The sequence below is a fragment of the Nocardiopsis sp. EMB25 genome (assembly GCF_026797795.1).
In the GTDB taxonomy this organism is placed as follows: domain Bacteria; phylum Actinomycetota; class Actinomycetes; order Streptosporangiales; family Streptosporangiaceae; genus Nocardiopsis; species Nocardiopsis lucentensis.
In genome coordinates, this window is the sequence record NZ_JAMTDN010000001.1 from 4,781,307 (window position 1) to 4,806,179 (window position 24,873).

General features: G+C 70.1%; 35 protein-coding genes. 14 read left to right on the forward strand and 21 right to left on the reverse strand.

The genetic code is table 11. The features are described from left to right. Positions 1 to 9 precede the first annotated feature (9 nt). From KIK06_RS20930 to KIK06_RS20940, 3 genes are read right to left on the reverse strand one after another with little or no spacing between them, the layout of a single operon-like run. Positions 10 to 312, reverse strand: a complete 303-nt coding sequence (locus KIK06_RS20930; protein WP_268644792.1) for a helix-turn-helix transcriptional regulator — start codon at positions 310 to 312, stop codon at positions 10 to 12. Continuing rightward, positions 302 to 1,156 (reverse strand): ABC transporter permease, encoded by an 855-nt coding sequence (locus KIK06_RS20935; protein WP_268644793.1) that lies wholly within the window; start codon positions 1,154 to 1,156, stop codon positions 302 to 304. The genes KIK06_RS20930 and KIK06_RS20935 overlap by 11 nt, the downstream gene beginning before the upstream one ends. Beyond that, positions 1,153 to 2,037 (reverse strand): ABC transporter ATP-binding protein, encoded by an 885-nt coding sequence (locus KIK06_RS20940; protein WP_268646095.1) that lies wholly within the window; start codon positions 2,035 to 2,037, stop codon positions 1,153 to 1,155. Before KIK06_RS20940 ends, KIK06_RS20935 begins: the two co-directional genes overlap by 4 nt. A 312-nt stretch (positions 2,038 to 2,349) precedes the next feature. Here KIK06_RS20940 and KIK06_RS20945 point away from each other — a divergent pair, with 312 nt between their 5' ends. After that, complete coding sequence (locus tag KIK06_RS20945; protein ID WP_017601224.1) at positions 2,350 to 2,760, forward strand: VOC family protein; 411 nt, start codon at positions 2,350 to 2,352, stop codon at positions 2,758 to 2,760. 30 nt (positions 2,761 to 2,790) lie between these two features. On the opposite strand, the gene KIK06_RS20950 is transcribed toward KIK06_RS20945, so the two are convergent. After that, complete coding sequence (locus KIK06_RS20950; protein ID WP_017601223.1) at positions 2,791 to 3,579, reverse strand: alpha/beta fold hydrolase; 789 nt, start codon at positions 3,577 to 3,579, stop codon at positions 2,791 to 2,793. A gap of 159 nt (positions 3,580 to 3,738) precedes the next feature. Between KIK06_RS20950 and KIK06_RS20955 the strand changes: the two genes are divergently transcribed. Then, positions 3,739 to 4,266, forward strand: coding sequence for a DinB family protein (locus KIK06_RS20955; RefSeq protein ID WP_268644794.1), 528 nt, complete (start codon positions 3,739 to 3,741; stop codon positions 4,264 to 4,266). Positions 4,267 to 4,373: 107 nt separating this feature from the next. Next, complete coding sequence (locus tag KIK06_RS20960) at positions 4,374 to 4,895, forward strand: DinB family protein (RefSeq protein WP_268646097.1); 522 nt, start codon at positions 4,374 to 4,376, stop codon at positions 4,893 to 4,895. Positions 4,896 to 4,952: 57 nt separating this feature from the next. Here KIK06_RS20960 and KIK06_RS20965 read toward each other — a convergent pair whose 3' ends face one another. From KIK06_RS20965 to KIK06_RS20975, 3 genes are all read right to left on the reverse strand, one after another. Beyond that, positions 4,953 to 5,309: a fluoride efflux transporter FluC gene (locus KIK06_RS20965; RefSeq protein ID WP_026128064.1), complete on the reverse strand. Its 357-nt coding sequence runs from the start codon at positions 5,307 to 5,309 to the stop codon at positions 4,953 to 4,955. After that, positions 5,306 to 5,797, reverse strand: coding sequence for a fluoride efflux transporter FluC (locus tag KIK06_RS20970; protein WP_017601220.1), 492 nt, complete (start codon positions 5,795 to 5,797; stop codon positions 5,306 to 5,308). The genes KIK06_RS20965 and KIK06_RS20970 overlap by 4 nt, the downstream gene beginning before the upstream one ends. Before the next feature lie 90 nt (positions 5,798 to 5,887). After that, positions 5,888 to 6,331: a hypothetical protein gene (locus KIK06_RS20975; RefSeq protein ID WP_268644795.1), complete on the reverse strand. Its 444-nt coding sequence runs from the start codon at positions 6,329 to 6,331 to the stop codon at positions 5,888 to 5,890. Positions 6,332 to 6,456: 125 nt separating this feature from the next. On the opposite strand from KIK06_RS20975, the gene KIK06_RS20980 reads away from it, so the two are divergent. After that, on the forward strand, positions 6,457 to 6,678 hold the full coding sequence (locus KIK06_RS20980) for a type II toxin-antitoxin system VapB family antitoxin (RefSeq protein WP_268644796.1): 222 nt from the start codon (positions 6,457 to 6,459) through the stop codon (positions 6,676 to 6,678). A 710-nt stretch (positions 6,679 to 7,388) separates the two neighbouring features. Continuing rightward, positions 7,389 to 8,177, forward strand: coding sequence for an SURF1 family protein (locus tag KIK06_RS20985; protein ID WP_268644797.1), 789 nt, complete (start codon positions 7,389 to 7,391; stop codon positions 8,175 to 8,177). Here KIK06_RS20985 and KIK06_RS20990 read toward each other — a convergent pair. Both KIK06_RS20990 and KIK06_RS20995 read right to left on the reverse strand, forming a co-directional pair. Further along, entirely contained in the window at positions 8,153 to 8,563 is a 411-nt protein-coding gene (locus KIK06_RS20990; protein ID WP_017601214.1) for a DUF3817 domain-containing protein, read from the reverse strand. The two genes, KIK06_RS20985 and KIK06_RS20990, sit on opposite strands and share 25 nt — an antisense overlap. 127 nt (positions 8,564 to 8,690) lie before the next feature. Then, the gene (locus tag KIK06_RS20995) at positions 8,691 to 10,298 is read right to left on the reverse strand and encodes a glycosyltransferase family 2 protein (protein WP_268644798.1); all 1,608 of its coding nucleotides are present in this window, start codon (positions 10,296 to 10,298) and stop codon (positions 8,691 to 8,693) included. Positions 10,299 to 11,322: 1,024 nt separating this feature from the next. On the opposite strand from KIK06_RS20995, the gene KIK06_RS21000 reads away from it, so the two are divergent. Together KIK06_RS21000 and KIK06_RS21005 are read left to right on the forward strand one after the other, a co-directional pair. Next, the gene (locus KIK06_RS21000; RefSeq protein WP_017601212.1) at positions 11,323 to 12,036 is read left to right on the forward strand and encodes a PIG-L deacetylase family protein; all 714 of its coding nucleotides are present in this window, start codon (positions 11,323 to 11,325) and stop codon (positions 12,034 to 12,036) included. Positions 12,037 to 12,188: 152 nt separating this feature from the next. Beyond that, complete coding sequence (locus KIK06_RS21005; protein ID WP_268644799.1) at positions 12,189 to 13,172, forward strand: NAD-dependent epimerase/dehydratase family protein; 984 nt, start codon at positions 12,189 to 12,191, stop codon at positions 13,170 to 13,172. 120 nt (positions 13,173 to 13,292) lie between these two features. On the opposite strand, the gene KIK06_RS21010 is transcribed toward KIK06_RS21005, so the two are convergent. Both KIK06_RS21010 and KIK06_RS21015 read right to left on the reverse strand, forming a co-directional pair. Then, a complete protein-coding gene (locus KIK06_RS21010; protein ID WP_268644800.1) occupies positions 13,293 to 13,670 on the reverse strand; it encodes a DUF202 domain-containing protein in 378 nt (125 codons plus the stop codon). Next, entirely contained in the window at positions 13,664 to 14,011 is a 348-nt protein-coding gene (locus KIK06_RS21015; RefSeq protein ID WP_017601209.1) for a DUF202 domain-containing protein, read from the reverse strand. The genes KIK06_RS21010 and KIK06_RS21015 overlap by 7 nt, the downstream gene beginning before the upstream one ends. A gap of 284 nt (positions 14,012 to 14,295) precedes the next feature. Between KIK06_RS21015 and trxA the strand changes: the two genes are divergently transcribed. The 3 genes from trxA to KIK06_RS21030 all read left to right on the forward strand — a co-directional run bounded on the left by trxA (position 14,296) and on the right by KIK06_RS21030 (position 16,772). Continuing rightward, the gene (gene trxA, locus KIK06_RS21020) at positions 14,296 to 14,694 is read left to right on the forward strand and encodes a thioredoxin (protein WP_017601208.1); all 399 of its coding nucleotides are present in this window, start codon (positions 14,296 to 14,298) and stop codon (positions 14,692 to 14,694) included. 340 nt (positions 14,695 to 15,034) lie between these two features. Then, on the forward strand, positions 15,035 to 15,907 hold the full coding sequence (gene pstB / locus KIK06_RS21025; protein ID WP_017601204.1) for a phosphate ABC transporter ATP-binding protein PstB: 873 nt from the start codon (positions 15,035 to 15,037) through the stop codon (positions 15,905 to 15,907). A 52-nt stretch (positions 15,908 to 15,959) separates the two neighbouring features. Next, on the forward strand, positions 15,960 to 16,772 hold the full coding sequence (locus tag KIK06_RS21030) for a response regulator transcription factor (protein WP_268644801.1): 813 nt from the start codon (positions 15,960 to 15,962) through the stop codon (positions 16,770 to 16,772). Here the strand turns inward: KIK06_RS21030 and KIK06_RS21035 are convergent. The 5 genes from KIK06_RS21035 to KIK06_RS21055 all read right to left on the reverse strand — a co-directional run bounded on the left by KIK06_RS21035 (position 16,769) and on the right by KIK06_RS21055 (position 17,983). Further along, entirely contained in the window at positions 16,769 to 16,933 is a 165-nt protein-coding gene (locus tag KIK06_RS21035) for a hypothetical protein (protein ID WP_268644802.1), read from the reverse strand. The genes KIK06_RS21030 and KIK06_RS21035 overlap by 4 nt on opposite strands. After that, a complete protein-coding gene (locus KIK06_RS21040) occupies positions 16,930 to 17,151 on the reverse strand; it encodes a helix-turn-helix domain-containing protein (RefSeq protein ID WP_268644803.1) in 222 nt (73 codons plus the stop codon). Before KIK06_RS21040 ends, KIK06_RS21035 begins: the two co-directional genes overlap by 4 nt. Positions 17,152 to 17,235: 84 nt before the next feature. Next, positions 17,236 to 17,424, reverse strand: coding sequence for a hypothetical protein (locus KIK06_RS21045; RefSeq protein ID WP_268644804.1), 189 nt, complete (start codon positions 17,422 to 17,424; stop codon positions 17,236 to 17,238). A gap of 41 nt (positions 17,425 to 17,465) precedes the next feature. After that, entirely contained in the window at positions 17,466 to 17,708 is a 243-nt protein-coding gene (locus KIK06_RS21050; protein WP_268644805.1) for a hypothetical protein, read from the reverse strand. Then, on the reverse strand, positions 17,708 to 17,983 hold the full coding sequence (locus KIK06_RS21055) for a hypothetical protein (protein ID WP_268644806.1): 276 nt from the start codon (positions 17,981 to 17,983) through the stop codon (positions 17,708 to 17,710). The genes KIK06_RS21050 and KIK06_RS21055 overlap by 1 nt, the downstream gene beginning before the upstream one ends. Before the next feature lie 228 nt (positions 17,984 to 18,211). Here KIK06_RS21055 and KIK06_RS21060 point away from each other — a divergent pair, with 228 nt between their 5' ends. Beyond that, the gene (locus KIK06_RS21060; protein ID WP_268644807.1) at positions 18,212 to 19,036 is read left to right on the forward strand and encodes a helix-turn-helix domain-containing protein; all 825 of its coding nucleotides are present in this window, start codon (positions 18,212 to 18,214) and stop codon (positions 19,034 to 19,036) included. 18 nt (positions 19,037 to 19,054) lie between these two features. Next, entirely contained in the window at positions 19,055 to 19,255 is a 201-nt protein-coding gene (locus KIK06_RS21065; protein ID WP_268644808.1) for a DUF397 domain-containing protein, read from the forward strand. Between the two features lie 354 nt (positions 19,256 to 19,609). On the opposite strand, the gene KIK06_RS21070 is transcribed toward KIK06_RS21065, so the two are convergent. Continuing rightward, a complete protein-coding gene (locus KIK06_RS21070; protein ID WP_268644809.1) occupies positions 19,610 to 20,740 on the reverse strand; it encodes a methyltransferase domain-containing protein in 1,131 nt (376 codons plus the stop codon). A gap of 128 nt (positions 20,741 to 20,868) precedes the next feature. After that, entirely contained in the window at positions 20,869 to 21,201 is a 333-nt protein-coding gene (locus KIK06_RS21075; RefSeq protein WP_017601196.1) for a putative quinol monooxygenase, read from the reverse strand. Positions 21,202 to 21,502: 301 nt separating this feature from the next. Between KIK06_RS21075 and KIK06_RS21080 the strand changes: the two genes are divergently transcribed. Both KIK06_RS21080 and KIK06_RS21085 read left to right on the forward strand, forming a co-directional pair. Next, positions 21,503 to 21,775 carry an AbrB/MazE/SpoVT family DNA-binding domain-containing protein gene (locus tag KIK06_RS21080; RefSeq protein WP_327084688.1) on the forward strand — a complete coding sequence of 91 codons (273 nt, stop codon included), beginning with the start codon at positions 21,503 to 21,505 and terminating at the stop codon, positions 21,773 to 21,775. A gap of 86 nt (positions 21,776 to 21,861) precedes the next feature. Continuing rightward, positions 21,862 to 22,080, forward strand: a complete 219-nt coding sequence (locus KIK06_RS21085; protein WP_017601194.1) for a hypothetical protein — start codon at positions 21,862 to 21,864, stop codon at positions 22,078 to 22,080. A 20-nt stretch (positions 22,081 to 22,100) separates the two neighbouring features. Here the strand turns inward: KIK06_RS21085 and KIK06_RS21090 are convergent, their stop codons facing one another. The 3 genes from KIK06_RS21090 to pstC all read right to left on the reverse strand — a co-directional run bounded on the left by KIK06_RS21090 (position 22,101) and on the right by pstC (position 24,857). Further along, positions 22,101 to 22,826 carry a response regulator transcription factor gene (locus KIK06_RS21090; RefSeq protein ID WP_268644811.1) on the reverse strand — a complete coding sequence of 242 codons (726 nt, stop codon included), beginning with the start codon at positions 22,824 to 22,826 and terminating at the stop codon, positions 22,101 to 22,103. 123 nt (positions 22,827 to 22,949) lie between these two features. Next, positions 22,950 to 23,897 (reverse strand): phosphate ABC transporter permease PstA, encoded by a 948-nt coding sequence (gene pstA, locus KIK06_RS21095; RefSeq protein ID WP_268644812.1) that lies wholly within the window; start codon positions 23,895 to 23,897, stop codon positions 22,950 to 22,952. After that, positions 23,898 to 24,857: a phosphate ABC transporter permease subunit PstC gene (pstC, locus tag KIK06_RS21100; RefSeq protein WP_026128059.1), complete on the reverse strand. Its 960-nt coding sequence runs from the start codon at positions 24,855 to 24,857 to the stop codon at positions 23,898 to 23,900. Positions 24,858 to 24,873 lie beyond the last annotated feature (16 nt).

The following is a 24,873-nucleotide window of genomic DNA, read 5'->3' on the forward strand; positions in this document are numbered from 1 at the left end:
GGGGTCTGGTCACTGGCCGAGGCGCGGGAAGGGCTCGGTGGAGAAGACCACCTCGACCGGCACCTCGAAGTAGCGCGCGATGCGCAGGGCCAGGTGGAGGCTGGGACTGTACTCGCCCCGTTCCAGGTAGCCGACGGTCTGGTAGTGGACACCGAGGGCCTCGGCCAACTGGCGGCGGGACACGCTGCGCTCCGCGCGCAGCATCGCGATGCGGTTGTAGATCGCCTCGCCGCTCCCGGCCGCCGACCGGCCCTTGCGCCCGCTCCCGCCGTTCGCGCCGCGCCCGTTCGCCGGCGCCTTCTCAGAGGACACGCTTCATCGCCTTCTCCCTCGCCGCCTGCACCCGCGACCCCGACTCCCGCCGAGCCATCCGCCGCAGCACGCGCAGAGCCACCAGGGACCCGACCACGGCCCACGCCGCCAGGACCGCCGCCACCACGGGCAGCTGCCAGGCCCCGGCCAGTTCGAGCGCGCCGTAGTCGGTGGGCAGCGTACCGGCCCGCACCCCCTGACCGAGCCAGTACACGGGCAGCGCCCGGGCGACGGTGAACACCCAGTCCGGCAGGAGCTCCAGCGGGAACAGGACCCCGGAGAGCATCAGCAGGGCCATGATCGGGATCATCATCAGCCCCACGGCGCGGGGGTTGCTGATGAGGGCGCCGAGGGTCGCGCCGATCGGGGCCATGGCCAGCAGTCCCAGCACGCAGACCCACACGAGCGTGAGGGCCGCGCCCCAACTCGGGGGACCGAAGCCCTCCACGAGGAACAGGCCGGGGACGACGGTGAGCGCCACCGCCACGGCGGACATGGACAACAGGTGGACGACCTTGGCGACGCCGTAGCCGAGCATCCCGTGCGGAATCGCCTTGGCCCGCAGGAACGTGCCGTCCTCACGCTCGGCCGCCAGGACCTGGGCCACGGCCAGCGTCCCCAGCATGATCAGCATGAGGACCAGGCCGCCGCTGTAGGTCACCGCTCCGTAGTTGGTGGCGGCGCCGTCGACCTCCTCGCCGGAGAGGAAGAAGCCGAGGGCGACGAACAGGACGGGCATGTAGAGGTAGCCGAACAGGTCCGGCGGGTTGGTGAAGGTCCCCCTGAACTCCAGGAGGCCGCGGGCGGCCCCCGCACGGACGGCGTTGCTGGTGGCGTGGTTCACCGGATCCCCTTCGCGAACTCGTGGACGGCCTCGTCCGCGTCGCCGGACTCGTGGCGGCGGACCAGCTCCATGTAGACGTCCTCCAGGGAGGCCCTGCTGACCCGCAGGTCGGTCAGGTCCTCGCCGTGCTCCGCGTACAGCTCGGCGACGTGGTGGGCCGGGCTGTCGGTGGTGTGCACGTTCCGTTGGCCGTGGAGGCTCCAGGAGACCTCGCTGTCCCGCTCGACCAGCGCGGACAGCTGCTCGACGCTGCCGTCGGCGACGATGGTGCCGCCCGCCAGGACCAGGATCCGGTCGGCCAGCTTCTCCGCCTCGTCCAGGTCGTGGGTGGTCAGCAGGACGGTGGTGTCGTCGCTGTCGACGATGTCGTGCACGAGGTCGTGGAAGTCGCGGCGGGCCCGGGGGTCGAACCCCGCGGTGGGCTCGTCCAGGAAGAGGACCTCCGGACGGCCGACGACGCCGATCGCCACGTCCAGTCGGCGCCGCTGCCCGCCGGACAGCTTGTTGATCCGCTGGTGGGCGTGTTCGGCGAGGCCGACCCGTTCCAGCAGCTCGTCGGTGTCGTGGGGGCGGACGCGGTCGGGGGTGGAGTAGGGGGCGTGGAAGCGACCGAAGTGGTGGAGGAGGTCGCGCACCCGCCAGCGGCCGTGGTCGCGCCAGGACTGGAGGACCACGCCGAGTCCGGCGCGCCAGTCCTCCCCGCCGTGCTGGGGGTCGGCCCCGAGGACCTCGACGTCACCTCCGGAGCGCTTCCGGAACCCCTCCAGGATCTCAACGGTCGTGGTCTTGCCCGCACCGTTCGGCCCGAGCAGCGCGACCACCTCACCCCTGCGGGCGACGAAGTCGACCCCCCGGAGGACCTCTGTGCTCCCGTAGCTCATTCGCAGGTCACGGACCCGGATCACGGGCTCGGCCACGGCGTCGGTCGCCTGCGCCTGCGCCCTGGATGTCCGTGTGGTCGGCGTACTCGTCACACCAGTCCCCCACTTCGTCTCTGTTCTGCTGCCATTGATAGTATGTGTACTACATTCCGAGGCAGAAGGACAACGCATGGCCGGGAACGGCCACGGGCACACGGCGCGCCGGCCGGGCCATGGGTCCGTGAAACGCGGGTACTGAATACTCGGTGACCGACCGACCCGACCCGCCACGACGCCCCGGCGGGCCCCGGACAGCGACCGGCAGGAGGCCCCATGCGCTGCACCTACATCAGGCTCCTCGTCAACGACTACGAGGCCTGCTTCCGCTTCTACTCCGACGTGCTGAAACTCCCCGTGCTGCGAGGAGACACGGGCAGTCGCTACGCGGAGTTCGACGCGGGGTCCGCCACCCGCCTGGCGCTCAACCAGCGCGAGGTCATGGCGGAGGCGCTGGAGACCGACACGGCCGACCCCGAACTCCCCCACCAGGACCGGCTCGCCGTGGTCTTCGAGGTGGACGACGTCGACGCGACCGCGGCCCAGCTGGTCGCGGACGGAGCCCGGTTGGTGCGCGGGCCGAGGGACTGGACCGCGTGGGGTATCCGCGCGGCGCACTTCCGCGACCCGGACGGCTACCTGCTGGAGATCAGTCGGCCGCTGATCCCGGAGGACGGCGCCATGTGACCGTCACCCCGGTGGGACCTCGCCCCGCGGTCAGACCACGCTGCCGGGGCGCCAGCGGGTCAGATGCTCGGTGACCAGCTCGTTGACCGGTTCGGGGCGCTCCACTCCCACCAGGTGCGCGGCGCCGGCGACCACCTCGAAACGGGAGTCGACGATCCCGTCCGCCAGCCTGCGGCCGTGCCCGGGGGGCAGCAGCGGATCGTGGGCTCCCGTCACCACGAGGGTCGGCGCCCGCACCGCGGCCACCAGGTTGCGCTGGTCCATGGCGGCGACGGCATCGCAGACGGAGGCGAACGCGCCGGGGTCGAGCCTGCCGAGGGCCTCTTCGAACCGCTCGACGTCCTCCGGGCGGTCCTCGAGCATGTCGGGAGTGAACCACGGCAGTGCGACCTCGTCGGCCACCGCCGCCAGGCCGCCGGAACGAACCTTGGCGGCGATCCGGCCCCAGTGGTGCGACGGGGGAGTACGCGGCGCCGCGGCCAGCAGCGCGAGCCGGTCCAGGGTGCGCGGGGAGTTGGCGGCGATCCACACGAGCAGGGACGATCCGAACCCGGCCCCGACCGCCGAGACCCGGGGGAACCCGCGTTCCTCCAGCACCCGCAGGACGTCGAGCGCCATGTCGGCGATCGTGTACGGACCCTCCGGCGCCGGGGAGAACCCGTGCCCGCGGTGGTTGATCCGCAGGACCTGGTGGTCGCGGGTCAACGCGGGCAACTGGGCATCCCACACCGACATCGTCGTGCCGAAGGGCGGCACGAGCAGGACCACGGGCGCGTGCCTGGGGCCGTCGAGTCGGTACTGGAGCGGGATGAGCGCCATGAAACCTCCGGGTCGCCAGAGGCCCAGGTTATCGGGAGAGCTTCCGAGGGTTCCAGGGACGAACACGAAGCCCGGACGAACGCAGGACAGCAGCTGACCTCCACCCGCCCTACCGTCGGCACCGATCGCGAAGGACGACATCGGAAAGCGGTGGTCATCATGGCGAACCAGCCCCAGGACACCACGGTCGACGCCGAGCGGGCGGCACTGCTCCAGGCGCTGGAGGAGGCGCGCGGGAACCTGCGGTACACCGTCCGGGACCTGACCGAGGAACAGGCGCGCCGGCGCACGACCGCGAGCGAGCTCTGCCTCGGCGGCATCGTCAAACACATGACCCGCGGCGAGCGGCGCTGGTCCCGGTTCATGGCGGAGGGCGACCACGGCACGGACTACCTGGACCCGGAGGTCGTCGCGGCGCACGAGGGCGGCTTCCGCATGGAGGACGACGAGACCCTGGCCGACGTCCTGGCGGACTACGGGCGCGCGGCGAAGGAGACCGAGGCCGTCGTCGGCGCACTGCCGGACCTGGACGTCCGGCAGGACCTCCCGACCGCGCCCTGGTGGCCGGAGGGCGGTTCCCGGAGCGCCCGCGAGACCCTGCTGTTCATCATCTCGGAGACCGCCCAGCACAGCGGGCACGCGGACATCATCCGCGAGTCCCTGGACGGTCAGAAGACCATGGGCTGACGCCGAACGAATCCCGGATCACCGTCGAATGTAGGACAGAAACTGACCTACACCCTTCCTATCGTGGGGACCGAACTCGAAGGACGACGCGAAAAGCGGTGATCGGGATGCAGGCGCGGGACACGATGGTGGACGTCGAGCGCACGGCTCTTCTGGAGTTCTTGGAGAGGACACGGGGGAACCTGCGGTACACGGTCCAGGAACTCACCGACGGGCAGGCGCGCCAGCGGCCGACCGCGAGCGAGCTGTGCCTGGGCGGGGTGGTCAAGCACGTAGCCACGGTGGAACGGCACTGGACCGAGTTCATCCAGGAGGGGGCCAGGGGCCTCGACTTCTCGGACCCGGAGGTCATCGCCGACCACGTGGACGGCTTCGAGCTCAAGGAGGGCGAGACGCTCGCCGGCGTCCTGGAGGAGTACGAGCGGGTGGCCGAGGAGACGGCGCGGGTCGTCAACGCGCTGCCGGACCTGGAGGTCCGACACGCGCTTCCGGTCGCGCCCTGGTGGCCGGAGGGCTCCTCGTGGAGCGCCCGCGACGTCCTGCTGCACGTCATCGCGGAGACCGCCCAGCACAGCGGGCACGCGGACATCATCCGCGAGACGCTCGACGGCCAGAAGACCATGGGCTGACCCCGAGCCGCCCTCCGCTCCCCGCGCCCCGGGGGCGGGGCGGTTCGCGTGCGGTGGTCAGAGCGCGGCGGCGAAGGCCGCGCCGATGTACGCGGCGCCCAAACCGGCGCCCACGGAGGCCGCGGCGTTGGCGAAGGCGAGGAACCAGGTCTTCTTCTCCAGCAGGCGCAGGGTCTCGTAGCCGAACGTCGAGTACGTGGACAGCGCGCCGAGGAATCCGGTCGCGACCAGCGCGTAGGCCCAGTCGGGCAGAGCGAGCACGCTGACGAAGCCGAAGATCAGACAGGCGGTCGCGTTGGCCGTGTGGGTCCCCCAGGGGAACACGGAGTCGTGTCGGATCTGCACGAACCGGTCGGTGAGGTAGCGCAGGGGGGCGCCGATCGCGCCGCCGACGGCGACCATGAGCAGGATCATCGCCGCACCCGCCCCGAACGGCGCAGACGTGTGGCCCGGGTGGCCAGGGTGACACCGAGCCACGCCGCCGCCAGTCCGCCCGCCAGGTTGGCCCCGAGGAAGGCCAGGGTGAGCCCGGCCCGCCCCGCCTCCAGCAGGTCGTGAGCGTCCATGATGTGCGTGGAGAAGGTGGTGAAACCACCGAGGAAACCGACGCCGAGCAGGGGGCGCAGCAGCACCAGGCGTGGCCAGACGTCGACGACGAGCACCATGAGCACACCGATGAGCAGGCAGCCGGTCACGTTGACGAGCAGCGTGGACAGGGCGAACGCGTCCGGGGCGTGAGGGAGCGCGGTGTCGACTCCGTAGCGGGCGCAGGCGCCGAGCGCTCCGCCGAGGGAGATGGCCGCGAGGACCGCCCAGGGCTCGTCGGGCAGTTCACGGCGCTGCCGGGGAAAGTGGACGTCGACGTCCGAGTCGACGGGCAGTTCCCCGTCCTCACGCTGCATGGCCGCCCCCTCTCGCACTCCACCGGGCACGGCGATCGTATCGGGCCCGGGGCGGCGCCCCACCTGTGGCGACCGTGGCCGAACGCCCGCTCAGGACCGGATGCGCACGACCGAGGTCCAGGTGGCGACCGCCCACGCGACCACCCACACGGCGCCGACGGCGAGCGCCGCCCACGCCGCGACGCCGTCCGCGGGCGCGCCGAGGCCGGGAAGCAGGCCCGTCGCCCGGGCCCCGAAGGTGAGCACCCCCGCGCCGACCATGGCGGCGCCTACCGCGTTGGTGAGGACCAGGGCCCAACGCCAGAACGTCCCGACCGGTGGTCGCAGCAGCCCGAGGATGAGGACCACCAGAACCGCGCCCACCGCGGCGTTGGAGAGCTGCCCGGTCAGCGGGTCGTAGGTCGCGTAGGACTCCTGAGGGGCGGGGAAGCCCGGCATGCCCAGTCGGCCGGACAGCGCCAGCTCGACCTTCGAGACCGCGTAGGCGGCCGCCCCTCCGGCGGCCACGAGGACGGCCGCGGTGTGTCGGTTCATGCCGCCGAGTCTGACGCACCGCCGCACCGCGCGCGTCACCCACAGGGGCGAGGAACCTCCCTCTCCCGGGGGATCGGTCGATCGTCAATCATGAAGATGTACATACTCATGATCAGGAGGACGCTGTGAGCCTGGTCCAGCTCGACGTCGATGACGAGGCCCTACGTGAGGCCATGAGGCTCTCCGGTTCCCGGACGAAGAAGGAGACCGTCAACCTCGCGCTCAGGGAGTACGCCGCACGCCACAGGCGTGTCGCCGCGCTCGACCACTTCGCGGAACTCGCCCAGGGGTGGGACTACGAGGGCTGGGCGGAACTGCGGGCCGAGGAGAAAGGGCCAAGAGGGTGATCCGGTACCTGGTCGACGCGTCCGCCCTGTGGCGCGTACCGACTGCCACGAACCCGTACGTCCCTCCCCGGCCGGAAGACGCCGATTCCCGAACACGACCAGGAGACCGACATCACCAGCACGGAACCGGAGCGGGCGGAGACTGACCTGGGGGACCTCGCCCTGGTCATGGCCCGGAAGCGCACGGACAGCGGACGACGCACCTCCATGGACGACGTACTGACCGCCCTCGGACACAGCCGCGCCTCACTCGAAGAACTCCCCGAGGGCTGACGGCCGGGACCACCTTCACCGACGCCGCCCTCGACGACCTGCGGCTCGGCGTCGCGCGACCGGCACCCGCGGCGCGCAACGCCACGGGAACGACACCGGGGGCGCCCCCGCCGAACTACGGGAACGCCCCCGGAAAGAGGTGGCGAGGGTCGCCTCCGCATCCCCCCTCAAAGTACGGAGACGACCCTCGCTCTGGGAAACGGCCTGCGACTCCTCCCCCCTGGAGTCGCGGCCTGGAAGGCCTGTCCGCGGATACGATCCCGTCGATCCGCGTTGATAGAGACACTACCCACCCCACCCTCGAATAACAACCCTCAGTCACTGGAAACTACTTAAAGTGATCGTCATTCTCCGGCCCCTGCGCGACCAAGCCCATGTGGTCAGTGTCAATCCGGGGTCATGATCGCCTCCCCGAGGGGCGCGCATAGCCTGGTCGGGTGAGAACACTGCTCAGTCCCCGCTGGATCGGCCTGCACCTCCTCCTCGCGCTGGTCGTCGTCGTGTGCTCGGCCGGGACCTACTGGCAGTCCCTCCGCTCCGTCGAACCCGACCGCGAGGTGATCACCAACCCCGCCGAGGACCTCGCGGACGCCACTCCCCTCGACGACCTCATCGACCCCGGCGCCTACATGCACCCGGACCTGTACGCCAACACCGCCGTCGAGGCGACCGGCCACTACGACACCGACGCCCAACTCCTGGTCCCCCGGTTCTCGGACGGCGTCCGCGGTTACGATGTCGTCCTTCCCCTCGTCACCGGCGACGGCACCGCCGTCACCGTCAACCGGGGCTGGACCGAGGACGGCTCCGACGTCCCCGACGCGCCCGGCGGCCGGGTCACCGTCACCGGCTGGATCCTCCCGCCCGACGCCGCGACCGACGGCGTCGTCCCCGTCGACACGCCCGACGGCCAGGTCGAGCGCATCGCCACGTCCGTCCTGGTCAACGCATGGGACTACCGCCTCTACGAGGGCTACGTCGCCCTCCCCGAAGACGACCCCGCGACCGCGTCCCTGCGCCCCGTCCCCCCGCCGGAGCCGCCCACCGAGATCACCGTCAACTGGCGCAGCCTCGGCTACGCCGTCCAGTGGGCGATGTTCGGCGTCTCCGCGATCGCCTTCTGGGTCGTCCGCGTGCGCCGGGACGTCAAGGAGGCCCGCTCCCAGCGGGAACGGGCCTCGGAGACGGAGGGCGGGGCCGGTCAGACGGTCGGCGCGGGTTCCTGAGTTCCCTGTCCAGCCGCCTGGTCCGCGGCGCGCTCGGCCTTGACCAGCCGGTGCTCGACCACGAAGCCCAGTACCGGAATCGTGCCCGCGAGCACCACGCCCAGGGTCCGGCCCGCTCCCCAACGCCGGTTGAGCGACACCCACAGCACGACCAGCACGTACGCCATGTACACGTAGCCGTGCGGCATCGCGATGAACATCATGAGCGGCGACTCGGGGCCGAACCAGTGCTCCGCGCCGCTCGGCGCGGGGATGAGCGCGAGCGCCGAATCCTCCCCCACCAGGTACTTCGCGGGCATGGCCACGAAGGTCAGACCGAGCAGGAACACACCGGTCACGTACGCCAGCACCCGGTACAGCGTGAACGACACGCGTCTGCTGTCCACCGCTACTCCACCTCATCCACAGACTGCCGCCCCGAGGAGGGTCGGGGCCCCTCCCCGAGGCTAAACGCTGTCCGGGACCGCCCCGCGCCGGGGTGGGCGGGGCGGTGGGATCTCACACCGTTCCTGGTCAGGACCGGTTCGACACACGCACCGGGCTGCTCCACCGACCGTCGGAGTCGGCCGTCCACGCCCGGGGGATCATCCGCAGCGCGAGGTAGGCGTCGATCAGGCGCATCGGAAGGAAGAACAGCCCGTACAGCAGGTAGGACGGGCGCCTCCGGACCATCGCCAGCACACACGTGAGCGCGTAGTCGGGTACGAACAGGCCCACCGCGATCGCCACCGGCGGCAGGAACGCGGTCACCGCCGCCACGCCCTCCCCGTAGTAGGGGATGCTCATGACCGGCTCGCCGCCGACCACTCCCACCAGGACGAACAGGCCCAGCGCCGACGTGAGCAGCAAGACGGCGGAGACCAGCACGACCTCCAGCAGGTAGGGGGCCAGGAACAGCCAGAACGCGCTGGGCCACACCCCGTGGCGGCGGACCGTCTGCCAGAAGCCCAGCGTCCACCGGCCCACCTGCTTGGAGTAGTCCCGCAGTGTGAAGGGGTCCTGGCTGTAGGCGCGGGTGTCGGGCCGCATCGAGATCCGTCCGAGGCGCTTGCGCTGGAGCTCGAAGGTCATGTTGAAGTCCTCGATCACCAGCCCCTTGGGGTTGACCTCGATCTCCCTCAGCGCGCTGCTGCGGTACACGCTGGCGAATCCGGGCACGATGAACGCCGTGCTGGAACGCCGCCAGGTCTGCCCGAACCGCATGAAGTACTGGAGCATGAAGTACAGCCGGTCGCGGTAGGCGGAGATCAGCCGACCCGCGAACGTACGCTCGCGCGGCTTCCACTCCGACACGACGAACCCGGCCACGGCCGCCACGTCCGGGTCCTTGAGCTGCCGCTTGGCGCCTTCGACGTACCTGGGGTCCAGCTCGGTGTCGGCGTCCAGGATGAGCACGCCGTCGTAGTGCTCGGTCAGCGCGAACTCCTCGATCACCGCCTCCAGCGCGCCCGCCTTCCCGCGGTTGGTGAGCAGCTCCAGGACGTTCACACCGGTCCTGGCGGCGATGTCGGCCGTGGCGTCCTTGGAGGAGTCCGAGACGACGTACACGTCCCACCGGTCGAACAGCCTCAGCGCCGAGTCGATCGCGCCGCCGATCACCGGTTCCTCGTTGTGCGCCGGGATGATGACGGCGATGCTCACGTCCCCGGGGGCGTCGGCCCCCTCCACCCGGTCCGGAGCGACCGCGCCGCCGAGTGGCGCCACGTCACCCGGTTCCGGGCCGCCGGAGGAGGCGGCGGCCTCGGCCGCCTCGGTTGCCGGGTCGACGGTGTCCGTGCCCGCCCCGATCGCCGTGGCCGCCCCTGGTCCGGGGGCTCCGGCGCCGACGAGGACGCGTTCGCCGGCGGCGCCCGCCGTGACCTCGTCCCGCCTCCGAGCGCGGGCCCGGCCTCCGACGACGGTTCGGACCGACCCCTCACCCAGCCGTAGCAGTCCTACGACGGTCCACCACAAGAGGTTCGCGCCGAACGCCAGCCACAGGAAGGCGTAGGCGAGTGCGCCTCCCCCAGCCTCCGCGACCGAGGTCGTGGCGAAGTCGAACCAGTAGACGAACAGTGCCGCTGCCAGCACGAGGGCGACCAACCCCGCCAGCAGGCCTCCGATGAAACGCACGATACGCACAACCCTGGGACCCTCCGGAAGTCACTGGTTTTCGGACCGACATTAACCGCAAAGTCGGCGTTAGGTTGACGCTCTGCGACTCGGATGGGTTCACCCGGCTTCGCGTCCTATGTAGGCCACGCAAATCGTATCCACGGGCTTGCGTGAGGTGGTACCCATTAGAGGATATTTGTGATGACGACCGGAGCCCGCCCCACTCCGGTTTGTTGGATACTGCCCGAAAAACCGGAAAACCTCATGAACGGTGACACGAAGAGACAAGGAGAACGCCAGGCGTGATCGGCGACCAAGCGCCCACCTCAGCCACGCGGGGCCCCGATCCGGGGGAAAACGGAACCGCAGGACCCCATACCACCAGCCACGATGCCGCTCATCCGCGCTCGGCGAACGCCCGACCTCGCAGGTTCTCCCCACCGCGAGCGACCGGCGAAGGCAGGAGAATCGACAGATCCGCCCCTTTCCCGAAGGTGGCCACGACACCAAACCCGGAACGGCTCGAAGCACCCCTCCGACATAACCGAAACCACGTAGTAGACCAAGAGAATCCCCACCCCCCGACCATCCGAGCAAGACAAGAGAACCTCATAAAGGACACGACTCGTGACATGAGCGGGGAAACAGACATCACGAGGGTCTCTCTGAACACATTGGCCACAAAACACCGTTCTGTGGCCACGGGCATGCGGAATCCGCACACACGTTCGCCGAAACGAGGGCGAACCCGCGCCACCGGTCACCCGCCCCAGTCGTCCGCCGGCGCACGAGACGACACCGCCCGGCCCGGATCCCCCCTCCGCACCAGCGAACGGACCCGCCCCCCTGTGCGTTCAAGGCTCCCCTGAAGCCCCCAAGGCCCCTGGAGTCCCGACAATCCCGGAGCCCTGACCCTGCCTCATGGCCACCGCGACCACGGCAACGACCACACATCACACGGGTCCCGCTCCCCACTCCGGTCCCAAACACACTCGTGTCGACCGACCGGAATCCCCCACACGCACCTTTCGCTAAAGGACGGGAAACTGGCATGAAGACAGACTGGTCCCAGGAGCGCATCCTGGTCCTCGCACCCCACCCCGACGACGAGACCCTTGGCTGCGGCGGTCTCATGAGCAAGGCCAAGGACGCGGGCGCCGAGGTCTTCGTGCAGTTCATGACGGTCGGGGACACCGCCGACCTGTCCCCCCGGGGCTTCTCCACCGCCGAGGAGCGCTTCGCCGAGATCAAGCAGGTGCGCGACCACTTCCACTGGGACGACTGGCACATGGCCCTGCCCGGCGACGAGTACCACCTCAAGCTCGACCTCGTGGGCCGGATGCGGCTCGCGCAGGTGATCGAGCACGAGAGCCCGATCTCGATCTCCCGCCTCCGGCCCACGGTCGTGCTCACGCCGCACCACACCAGCTACAACCAGGACCACCGGGCCGTCGCTGAGGCCGCGCACACCGCGCTGCGCCCCTCCAACGCCGCTCTCCGGCACCACCCCCCTCTGGTCCTCGCCTACGAGGAGGCCGCGGACCAGTGGCGAACCGAGCCGACCGGCCCGCCGACCCTCCTGGTCGAACTGGACGAGAAGGCCATGGCGGACAAACTCCAGGCCATGGCGGCCTACGGGTCACAGAGCCACCCCCACCCGCACACCCGCTCCGAGGCGACCCTGCGCGCCCTGGCCGTCCTCCGGGGCATGCAGGCCGGAGTCGCGTTCGCCGAGGGGTTCCACGTCCTGCGCCAGCTCGCCTGAGCCCCCGGGCGGCACACCCGCGGGGCACCACCGGCGACGTCCCCGATCCGTCCCCGACCAACCCGCGATCCGCACGCTTCCCACCCTTCCCATGCGATCCACCCAGTCTCAAGAAGAACGACAACGCACAACCCCCTCAGTGGAGGTCAACGATGAAGATCCTCGTCACCGGCGGCGCCGGTTTCATCGGCTCACACCTGTGCGACCACCTGGTCGCGCAGGGGCATGACGTCACCGTGCTCGACGACCTGTCGACGGGGTCGGCCGACAACCTGGCGCACGCGGAACGGGCGCCGGGGTTCCGCTTCGTCCACGGCGACATCCTCGACCAGGGCCTCGTCGGCTCCCTCGTCGCCGAGTCCGACGCCGTCTACCACCTGGCCGCGGCGGTCGGCGTCCACACGATCGTGGACAACCCCCTCCGTTCCCTACGGACCAACCTGCACGGGACGGAGAACGTGGTGGAGGCCGCCGTGGCCCACCGGGTGCCGTACATGGTCGCCTCGACCAGCGAGGTGTACGGCAAGAACGACGCCGACGGCCTCACCGAGGACGACGACCGCGTCTACGGGTCGCCGACCAAGAGCCGGTGGTCGTACGCGGCCGCCAAGGGCCTGGACGAACTGGTCGCCTACGTCCACGGCGTGGAGTCCGGGGTCCCGTGCGTCATCACCAGGTTCTTCAACGTGGTCGGACCCCGGCAGACCGGCCGCTACGGCATGGTCGTCCCGCGCTTCGTCGGCCAGGCGCTGGCCGGTGAGCCGATCACCGTGTACGGCACCGGTACGCAACGCCGCTGCTTCGGCTCGGTCTTCGACGTCGTTCCCGCGATGACCCGGCTGATGGAGACCCCGGAGGCGTACAACCGCGCCGTCAACCTGGGCGGCCGGGAGGAGGTGTCGATCAAGGGGCTCGCCGACCGCGTGGTCGAGCTGACCGGGTCCTCCAGCGCGATCACCTACGTCGACTACGAGGAGGCCTACGGCGAGGGGTACGAGGACATGCAGCGCCGCTACCCCGACACCTCGCTGGCCCGGCGGCTGATCGGCTTCGAGCCCGCCCGCGACCTCAACGACATCATCCACTCGATCGTCGAGCACCGTCGCTCGGCCCGATCCGTGCCGACTCCGGCCTGACGGGAAGCGGCCGTCGACGGGCCCCGGCGCGCCCCCCGTACCCGCGTGAGGGAAGGGAGCACGGCCGCCGGGCGCCCGCACCAGCCCGATCAGGGCATACGGACGCCAGCGGGCGACCGCTCAGGCCAGAAGGGCCGTCACCGCGAGGACGACGCACAGCCCGAGGACGCCCGCGCTGAGCAGACCCAGCGCCCACGGGCTGGCCAGGGTCGGGGGAGGCTCCCCGGTGGCGGGGTCGCGCAGACCGCGCCCGGTCCGGCGCCACCGGTACCACAGGTGCAGGCCGAGGACCGCGCACAGCAGCAGGAGGGCGGCCAGGGTGGCCAACCGCACGCCCACGGGCGCCTCCGTGACCGCGACGCCGCCGGGAACCAGGGCCCCGCGCAGGTACAGCAGACCCACCAAGAACACCAGGATCAGTGTCCGATGCCAGGACAGGAGGGTGCGCTCGGGCTGGAGCCCCGGGTCCCGGTCCTCGTCGTACCCGGCGGTCACCACAGGTTGCCCCAGAGGATGACGGCGCACACGGCGAAGACCGCGACCGTGGCCACGATGGGCAGCACGCTCATCCGCAGGGTCTCGCCCCGGCTCATGACCTTCTGCACGTGGTACCAGCGCAGGGGCGCGTACACGGCGATGACCCCGGCCAGGACGGTCAGGGTCAGGCCCACCGTGGTGCGCTGGGCCTCGTTCCAGTCGAGCGGGAGCAGGTGCAGGACGGCGACGGCCCCGGCGAGGAGGGCGAGGGCCGTGCGCAACCAGGCGAGGAAGGTGCGCTCGTTGGCGAGGGTGAAGCGGTAGTCGACCGGGGCGCCCTTCCCGGATGCATTCGTACCCATCCGTCCCCCCGTTGACCTTGTGTTTTCGACTTTCGGGCCACAGTTGGCACCGTGGTCACGACAATGGGAGCGTGTCCCATGAGCCGACCCTAGCCCGAGCGCGCCCATCCTCCCAAACAGGTATGTCATCCGTTTTTGGTCGAAAAACGACAGGTCGGCGGCGTCCCCCGGCCGTGCCTGCGGGGTATGGAACAAACCGGAGGACGCCGCCGCTGTAGCACTGGAAGAGGATGGCCGTTGGCCGCAGGTCGACACCAGACGACGATCAGATTTCAGGAGACCCCGTGCCCACAGTCGAACTCACCAAGGACAACTTCGCCGAGACCCTCAAGGACAACGACCTCGTCCTCATCGACTTCTGGGCCGAGTGGTGCGGCCCCTGCCGCCAGTTCGCCCCGGTGTTCGAGCAGTCCTCGGAGAAGCACGCCGACGTCGTGCACGCCAAGGTGGACACCGAGGACCAGCGCGAGCTCGCCTTCGAGTTCGAGATCCGCTCCATCCCGACCCTGATGGTCGTCCGCGACCGGACCGTCATCTACAACGAGGCGGGGGCGCTCCCGGCCGAGGCCCTGGAGAGCCTGATCACCCAGGCCCGCGAGCTGGACATGGACGAGGTCCGCGCGAAGATCGCCGAGCAGCAGGCCGCCGCGGGCGACGGCGAGGGGCCCGCCGCCCAGGAGTGAGCCTCCGGCGACCGGACGCGAACGCCCCGGGCACCGCGAGCACCGGTGCTCGGGGCGGTTCCGGTCGGCCGTGATCACCCACCCGTTCGTCCACCGCCCCCGTCCGGTCACCGACACCGTCACCTCACATCCGGTCACGTACGGTGTCCACACCCTCTCCGATCGTCCCGGTCGAAACGGTGACATCCGGAATCATCCGAGTTCACCGCACACGTTCACTTTGGCCACGAGGTTCGTTCACCTCCGCTTCATTCGGACACCTTTGCATGGGTACGACCGCGCTCCGCGGATCCGCCCCCTCACCGACCGCGCAAGCTCCGTCCGACCCGGAAGTGGCCTCATGTCTGTCAGCAACACCGCGACTCCCCGTGGCTCCGAGTCCGGCCGTGGCGTCGCCCCCGACACCGTCCGGTACAACCGGGAGGTTCCCGGGCTGGACGAACCCGTCTTCGACGTCAGCGGCCTCTCCATCTACTACGGCTCCAACAAGGCCGTCCGCGACGTGAACATGAAGGTCGGACCGCGTCAGATCACCGCGATGATCGGCCCGTCCGGCTGCGGCAAGAGCACCGTGCTGCGCACCCTCAACCGGATGAACGACCTCATCCCGGGGGCCCGGGTCGAGGGCAGCGTGACCTACCACGGCGAGGACCTGTACGACCCCGCCGTCGACCCGATCGAGGTCCGCCGCAGGATCGGCATGGTCTTCCAGAAGCCGAACCCGTTCCCCAAGTCGATCTACGACAACATCGCCTTCGGCCCCCGCATCAAGGGCGTGCGCAGCGGTCTGGACGACCTGGTCGAGGAGTCGTTGACCAAGGCCGCCCTGTGGGACGAGGTCAAGGACAAGCTCAAGGAGAGCGCGTTCGCCCTCTCCGGCGGTCAGCAGCAGCGGCTGTGCATCGCGCGGGCGATCGCGGTCAACCCCGAGGTGATCCTGATGGACGAGCCGTGCTCCGCGCTCGACCCCATCGCGACCCTCAAGATCGAGGACCTGATGTATGAGCTCGCCGACGAGTTCACCATCGTCATCGTCACCCACAACATGCAGCAGGCCGCGCGCGTCTCGGACCGGACCGCCTTCTTCACCGCCGCCGTCGACGACAACGGCGACCGCTTCGGCGGCCTGGTCGAGTTCGACGAGACGGCGACGATCTTCAGCAAGCCCTCCGACAAGCGGACCGAGGACTACATCTCCGGACGCTTCGGGTAGGCCGCCCGCCACGCGCCCCGTCCTCCCTCCCCTTCGACGAAGTGGATCGCCCATGCCCGCGTTCACCCCCTCCACCTCCGTCCCGCAGCCCTCGGGAGCTCCGGACGAGGAGGAGCGGGTGGAGCGGGTGGAGCGGGGCGACCCCGGCGAACGGACGGAGGGGCCGATCCGCGTCCTGCTGGTGGAGCCGGAGTCGGAGCAGTCGCACCAGCTCGTGCTCTCGCTCAGCGGGCACGACATGGACATCACCGTCTGCGTCGACGGGGCCGAGGCACTGCTCCGGATCGGCATGATCCGGCCGGACACGCTCGTCACCAGCGCGGCTCCCCCCGAGGTCGACCTGGAGACGCTGGTGCGCGTGGTACGGCGCGCGACCGACATCCCCATCCTCATCGGGGTGGGCGCGGGCGACTCCCAGCGGGCCCTCAGGGCCCTCACCGCGGGGGCCACCGCCTGCGTCAATCGCCCCTACCGGATTCCTGAGCTCTCCGCGCTGCTGCGCGGATCGCTCCCCGGGGCCGATGCTCCCGCTCCGGCTTCCGGAGGTCAGCAGCCGACGGCCCTGCGGTCCGGAGCCCTGGAGCTCGACGCGCTGGGCCACCGGCTGTTCGTCGACGGGAACCCGGTCAACCTGGCGCTGCGGGAGTTCGGGATCATGGACTTCCTCATGCGCAACAGCGGGCGCGTCGTGAGCCGTGAGGAGCTGTGGACCGAGGTGTGGCACAAGCCCCTGCCTCCGGTGAACAACACGATCGCCGTGCACATCAGGCGCCTGCGCCACAAGCTCGGGGACTCCGAGTCCCAGCCCCGGTTCATCCACACCGTCCGCGGGATCGGTTACCGTCTGGACACCCTCGCGCCCTAGTCGCCCCAGTCGACGTTCTCGAAGGGTCCCGGGACCCGTTCGCCCCGGGCGCGGAGCTTCTCCTCCCAGGCGATGCGCATCGCCACCCAGCGGCCCTGGACCTGCACCGCCCGCTCCTCCTCGGCCGTCAGCGGCCGGTTCTCCCATTCCTCGCGCGTCATGGCCGCCCGCTCCCCTCCACCGCCTGGGAGCCGAGCACCCGGTGGATCTCGGCCTCGTCGAACCGCTGACCGCCGCTCGGGGTGCGCACGCACCGCACCCGCCCCTGGCGCGCCCACCGGTGCACCGTCGCGTCCGCCACCCGGAACAGGTCCGCCACCTCACCGGCCGTACTGGCCGTCAACGACCTCGGCCTCACCCACACCACGTCCTCACCCATCGGGGTGTCCCTTCCACGGGCCGCGCCCCGGGTTCCAGGTGGTGGGGGATGCCCGGGACCCGGGGCGCGGCGATCCTTCACCGGCTAACGGTCGGTTGCGGGTTCGAGCGGGGAGCGCCACACGATCGGGTGGACGCGTCCGTCCGGTGCGGTGACGCACACCCGGGTGGCCACGCCCCTCGTGGCGCCCCAGACCTCACCGCCGTCCGTCGTCGCGCCCATCCACCGGACGCGGGCGCCGTGCACACGCGCCCACAAGCGCAGTTCGCTCATCGAGGCCACCTGGCGGATCTCGCACACCGTCCGCCGCTTCCTCATCGCGTGCCCCCGTTCCTGGGCGCGGGCACGACCCTGTTCCTCGTGTGGCGGGCGATGACGGTGAACAGCTCCCGGTAGGAGGCAGCTTCCAGGCGGGTGTGGGGATCGCCGTTGCCGGTCCAGCCGACCGGCCGCCGGGCGGTGTAGGTCCGCACCCCGGCGTCGTCGATCTCGTAGGAGAGCACCCACCGGCCCGCGATCAGCTCGTCCAGGGCCCGGCGCGCTTCCAGGCGGTCCATCACCGCACCCCCGCCCGCAACCACGACAGGCCCAAGACCACGACGGACAGCGGTCGCGGCTCGGCCACCAGGCGCAGCAGGTCGGCCGGGCCGGACACGACGAACGGCAGTGCGGGGCCGGGGCGGGCGTAGCGACGGGGGCGCGCCGCCCGGCGGGGGCGCAGGCCGCGCACGAGCCGACGGGCCACACCGGCGGTGCGGTCGGGCAGTTCGGGACGGGAGACGGCGCGGGCCAGCGGCCACAGCGCCAGCAGGAACAACAGCAGGTAGCGCACAGGCGCACCTCCAGGGGTTCAGGTGCCGGATGGGAGGTCCGGCGGCTGCATTGGGCAAGACCATCATCACTATCGGCGGCAGATTTTGCAATGCCAATGAAGAGATTCCATGCTGGATATACGCTTCAACCGCAGAAATAAAGATTGGTGGATGACGATATGTCCCGTAGTGCGAAGATCGGCGTAGGATCAGGTCAGGAACTCAGCAGCCGACGGAGGAACCCCGACGTGTCCGGAAGCCCGACCGTGCGCAGGCGTCGCCTCTCCTACCTTCTCCGTGACCTGAGAGAGTCGAAGGGCTACACCGCCCAGTTCGTCACGGACCAGCTCGACTGGAGCCGGGGAAAGCTGACCCACATCGAGCAGAACCAGTGGAAGCGGCCCAACCGCCGCGATATCGAGGACCTGCTCGACATCTACGAAGTCACCGACGAAGGGAAGCGCGACGCCGCGCTCTCGCTGGTCAAGCAGGCCCGTCAGCGTGGATGGTGGGTTTCCTACTCGGATGTGTGGGGCAGCGGCACCTTCGTCGGCCTGGAAGCGGAGGCGTCCTCGATCCGAACCTTCGAGGCCCTCGCGATCCCCGGGCTGCTCCAGACCGAGGAGTACGCCCGCGCTGTCGTGCGCTCTGGCGGCATCACGGACGATGACGAGGTCGACCGGCGTGTCCAGGCGAGGATGATGCGCAAGCAGGTGCTGTCCGCGCCCAAGGCACCGCTGTACTGGGCAGTGATCGACGAGGCCGCGCTGCGCAAGTGCTCATCCGAACAGCTCTCGCATCTGCTGGAGGTTCAGTCTCCGCGACTGGGGATCCAGATCCTGCCGGACAGTGTGGGACCGCATGCGGCGTTGACGGCTCCGTTCGTGATCCTGGACTTCCCCGAACCGGATCCCGGAGTGGTCTATGTGGACACCGGGTCGGATGAGCTGTACTTGGAGAAGCCTCCGCACCTGGCACGCTACGAGACACTGTGGAGGCACATCCAGGCCACCGCCCTGTCGACGGATGACTCGCGCCAACTGATCAGTGCGCTGAGGCAAGCGAAGAAGTAGAAGGCGAAGTGATCACCCATGCGCATTTCCCACCCTGCGGCGCCCACAGGTTGGCGTAAGTCGTCCTACAGCAGCTCGCACGGGCAGAACTGCGTGGAGATCGCGGACCTGCCCGGCGGTGCGGCGATCCGTGATACACAGAACCGCCACCTCGGGCACATCAACGTACCCGCGTCCGAGTGGGCCGCGCTGCTCGGCACAGTGCGGTCCGCTGGATAGTGGATCCAGGCAAGCACGAAGGCCCCCGGCACGACCGGGGGCCTTCCGCATGCATTACCCAATGCATTTCCCGCGCCGAGTCTATCGGCGGAAGCGCTTTGCGGCCAGGTTCCGCTCGCCCCTAGCCGGACTCGGGACAGGCGGCCACGGAGTGTCATGTGAAGGCGCTACGAGAACGAAAGGGTGTGGGACAGTCCCCGCTGCTCCATTGCGGATTCGGGTCAGCTCAGCTGGGCTGCTTTCCGCTGCCGCCGCACATCGGGCACGGTACGTTCACGACGACACCGTCCCGAGACTCCTGGACCGTCTTCTTGCCGTCGCAGTTGAAACAGTTCACTTCCTTGCGGTGACCCATCAGTCCTCAGCCCTTCCCGCGACGCGATTCTCCGGCGAGTCCAACCACACGTGTTGTCTGGCGCGGTCGACGGTGACGCCGAAGCGCTCCGCACCAGGGCTCCCCCAGCCCACCCACTCCAGGTAGGCGGCCTCCAGTTCGTCCCACAGATCGCGTGGACCAATCTGCGTGACCGACACCTCACCATCGGACCCGGACCAGGACACCGACGCGTAGGATCTGGTGGCCGGATGTTTCAGGGACGCGCCGTCCGCCCCCCGTTCCCAACTGGTGAGCACCACACCGGGCAGCATCCCGGCCAGAGCCACCGTGAACCCCGCGTCCGCACGAAGCATGCGCCTCGGATCGACGCGTGCCGATGAGTGACGGGGCTCTCCCACCGGAGGCGGATACCCGGCGCGCTGAGCGCGCATCACCATGAACGCCGTATCTCCGTGGAGCCGCCCGACGGCCCGCCCGTCCGTGACGGTGAGCACCAACCGGTGCCCGCTCGCGCGGTTGGGCACCCACGGAACCGCGATCACGCCACCGGGCCGGGTCTGTTCCACCCACGCGAACGGGATCTGGCGAGTGCCACAGGTCACGTGCACGCGGTCATAGGGCGCACCGTCCGGGTGCCCCAGCGCACCGTCGCCGACGACGAGGGTCGGCTCCAGCCCCGCCTGTTCGAGGTTGGCGGCGGCCCGCTTGGCGACCTGTTCGTCGACCTCGACCGTCGTCACCGCCTCGCCGCCGAGCCGCGCGGACAGCAGACCCGCGGTCCAACCGGTACCGGTGCCGATCTCCAGCACCCGGTCACCGGGATAGGGGTCGAGCAGTTCCAGGAAGCCGACAACGATGCTCGGCGCCGTGGAGGAACTGGAGGGGAGGCCGGTGCTGGCGGCCTCCTCGGTCAGCGTGGTCGCGCCGTCGTCGATCTGGGTGAGGATCGTCGCGTCGCTGTACACGGCGGACCGCCAACGTTCGGGGTCCGCCGCACGGTCGATCCAGAAGGCCGGTCCGCCGGACATGGGGGAGACTTCCGCGGAGTCGGGGATGAAGTGCTCACGCGGCGCCGCGCGGAAGGCGTCCGCCCACCCCGGACCGGCGATGGCGAACAGATCCTCGGGGCCTCGAACATCAGGAGCCATGAAGAAACGGTAATCGGCCCAGCACACCGTGTCAGAGCCTTGGCCGGATCCGGCCAGCCAGGGCGTTCCGTAACCACCCGTTCGGCTGCTCCCGACGCGTGGACCGCGGACGGCGACAGCCGGGCCGGTCAGGCCTCGCGGGGAGCCGTCTCGCCCATCTCTCCCCAACCGCTCATCCCGGGGATGTCGGTGGAGACGATCGAGGGGCGCTCCGCGATCGCGTAGGACATGTCCTCCATCGCCTTGGCGAAGTGCGCGGACTCCACGTGCGCGCGCCCGGCCTCACCGTCGGTGAACGCCTCGACCAGGTAGAAGACGTGGTCCTCGTCGACCGAGCGGGACCACTCGAAGAAGACGTTGCCCGGCTCGGCACGGGTGGCCTCGGTGAAGGAGCGGGTGAGGTCGAGCCACCCGTCGGCGCGCTCGGGGCGGACGGTGAACTTGACGGTGATGAAGATCAACGGGCTCTCGCTTCGCTGTGGGTGCGTTCGTCCGCGTCGGACCGGGGCCACCGCCCCGCCGACGCTCCGTCCACCCATGATGCCCGGGCGCCGGGGACCAGGGGATCGCACACGGCGAGGGTCTGGTCACACGCCGCCTTTCGCGTTTCCCACGCAAGTACGGTAGGAAAGTTGTACTCTCCGACCATCAGAGTCATGATGGAACCGTGTCGCCGGTACGGGAAAGCCGGGGCACACCCCTTTGGGACGGGAAGGGCCACCAGTCATGAGCGAGACGAAGGCGAGACGTCGACGTGCGGTGATGCGTCGTAAGAACCAGGTCACCCTGCCCCGTGAGGTCGCCGAGGCGCTGCACATCCGTGAGGGCGACGAGGTCGAGTTCGACATCACGGAGAGCGGTCAGGTCACGCTCAGGGGCATGACCTCGGTCCCCGCCGACCAGGCGTGGTTCTGGGCCCCCGAGTGGCAGCGGGGTGAGCGGGAGGCCAGCGAACAGATCGCCGCCGGTCAGACCGAGGAGTTCGAGGACGCGGAGTCGATGTTCGACGCCCTGGAACACGACGAGGAGCGCTGAGAGCACTGGCCACGTTCGCCACCACCCCCCGGTTCCAGGCCGACTTCAAGAAGCTCACCCGCCAGCAGGCGGAGCGCTTCCGGCGGGTGGTCACCACCGAGTTCGCACCCGACGTGGAGAAGGGGCGGTTCCGACCGGGCCTGCGTGTCAAGGGAGTCCAGGGCGCCCCGGGGGTCTACGAGATGACCTGGGCGCCCGACGGGCGCGCGACGTGGGAGTACGGCAACGAACGCTACCCGGGTAAGCCGCATGTCATCTGGCGTCGGGTGGGCACACACGCCATCTTCAACCCCGGACCGCCCTGACAGGCGCTCCGTGAACGACCTCAGCCACCGCCCGTCTCCGGGACGGTGAGCCGGTACCCCACCCCGTGCACCGTGCTGATCCACCGCGGGCGCGCGCGGTCGTCGCCCAGGCGTCTTCGCAACCGCATGATGTGCACGTTGAGCGTGTTGCTCCGCACGTCCGCGTCACCGGCCCAGGCCGCCCGGACCAACTCCTGGCGCGGGACCACCGCGTCGACGTTGCGCGCCAGGTGCCGGAGCAGCAGGTGCTCCGTCGGGGGCAGCGCGACGAGCGCCCCGTCGAGCCGGAACGCCGGGGCCTCGCCGTCCACCCGCAGCCGCCCCAGGTCGATGGGGGCCGAGCCGTGCGGATCGCGCACGAGCCCCCGGAGCAGGGCCCGCACCGAGGGCACCAGGTCAGCGGCGCCGTAGGGCCGCTCCACCGTGAGCGTCGCCCCGAGGGAGCGCGCCGTGTCGGCGTACGACGCGTCTCCGCTCGGCACGCCCACCACCACCGGCAGGACCCGGTCCGAGCTGCGGACGATGCGCAGGAACTCCAGCGAGTCGATCGGCCCGTCCATGGCGCCCAGGAGCACGGCGTCGGGCCCCTCCCGGCCGAGCAGCAGCAGGGCCCTGGGCGCCTCGGCGCAGAACAACACGTCGATCGGCTCGTCGGCCAACAGCGCGCGCAACTCGTTCGCGGCCCGCCCGTCCGACTCGCCCACCAACAGCAGCGGCCGCCCCTCCGGGGCCGACGGAGACTCCACGCGCGGACCTCCAGGGACGGGACGAACCCGACACGGCCGTGGCGCCGGTCGGGAGGCTGACCGAACGAGCGGGCCCGTGGGCGTCCACGGGCGCGGCCCGGGGTGCGCTCGCGGGCACCCCGGTCATCTCGCGTTCTTGTTCTCGTAGTGGTTGCGCAGCCAGATCGCGAACGAGTTCATCGTCAGTAGCACGGCCAGCATGAGGATCACACCGGCGGCGGCGAGGACGCGGAACTCCTCCTGGGGGCGGCCGGCGTAGTTGTAGATCTGCACCGGCAGCACCGAGTACTGGCCCTCGAGGAAGGAGGGGTCGAAGGTCACGAACGTGACGGCGCCGACCAGCAGCAGCGGCGCGGACTCACCGATCGCGCGCGAGACGGAGAGGATGAGGCCGGTCAGGATCCCGGGCAGCGCGCCCGGCAGGACGTGGTGCCAGATGGTCTGCCACTTGGTCGCGCCCAGGCCGAGCGAGCCCAGCCGGGTCGAGTTCGGCACGGCCTTGATCGCCTCACGCGCGGCGAGGATGACCGTCGGCAGCACGAGCAGGGACAGTGTGAACGAACCCGCGGCGGCCACGAACCCGAGGCTGAGCGGGCCGCGGACGATGAACGCCAGGCCCAGGATGCCGAACACGATGGACGGCACGGCCGCCAGGTTCTGGATGTTCACCTCGATGGCGCGGTTCCACCACCGGGTCTTGTCCGCGTACTCCTCCAGGTAGATCGCCGCGCCCACGCCCACGGGGACGATGAACAGCACGACGCCGCCGATGACCCACAGCGTGCCGAGGATGGCGGTCCGGTACCCGGCGCTCTCCGGCATGATGGAGGACGGACCCTCGGTGATCAGCTCGGCGTCCAGCCGGGGCGCGCCCTCGACGAGCGACCAGAGGATGATGGACACCAGGCCCAGCAGGGCGACGCCCATGCCGAGCAGCAGCAGGGACCGGAACAGCACGTTGCCGATCCGGTCCGAGCGCGACGACGTGGCGAAGATGCTGTCGGTGGCCGCCCGGGCGCCCGCGACGGCCAACCGCGACCTCTGGGGCCGCTTTCCCTTGTCGATGACCATTTACTCGTACACCTCACGGAAGCGGCGGACCAGACGGGTCGCGATGATGTTCATGACCAGCGTCATCGAGAAGAGCAGGGTGCCGACGGCGAAGATCGTGTCGTAGACGATCGTGCCCTGCGGGATGTCGCCGGTCGCGGTGCCGCCGATGTAGGCGGTCATGGTCTGGGCGGAGTTGAACCAGTCGAACGTCAGGTTCGGGTTGCCCGCGCCCGCGGCGATGAGGACGACCATCGTCTCGCCGATCGCGCGGGAGGTGCCGAGCACGATCCCGGCGATGATGCCGGAGATCGCGGCCGGGAACACCACGCGCAGGGTCACCCGCATCTTGCTGGAACCGAGCGCGTAGGCGCCCTCGCGGAGCCCTCCGGGGACCGACCGCATCGCGTCCTCGGACACGGAGGCGACCAGCGGCACGATGAGCAGGCCCACGGCCATACCCGCGATACCGATGGAGAACGGGGTCTCCCAGGGGAAGAACGGGAACAGGCTCTCCGCGATCGGGCGCATGAAGAAGAACGCGAAGAGGCCGATCGCGACGGTGGGGATGCCCTCCAGGACCTCCAGGACCGGCTTGATCGTCTTGCGCACGCGCGGCGAGGCGTACTCGGACAGGTAGACGGCGGAGGCGAGACCGATCGGAATCGCGACCAGGAGCGCGGTCACGACGACGATCAGCGTGCCCACGACGATCGGCAGGACACCGAACGAGGGGTTGGCGAACGCCGGCTGCCAGACGGTGCCGAAGAGGAACTCGGAGAAGGTGATCTCCCCGAAGAAGCTCACCGTGGGGACCACGAGGGCGACGACGATCCCGGTGGTGACGATGATGGAGAAGGCCGCGCACAGGGCGAGGAGGAACTTGATGCTCTTCTCGCCCAGGTGGGAGGATCCGGCGCCCGCCAACGGCCGGCGCTGGTCAGCGCCGGCCGGAGGGGTCGCCATGCTGCTTTTTGCCATGGCTGATGTGCTCTCG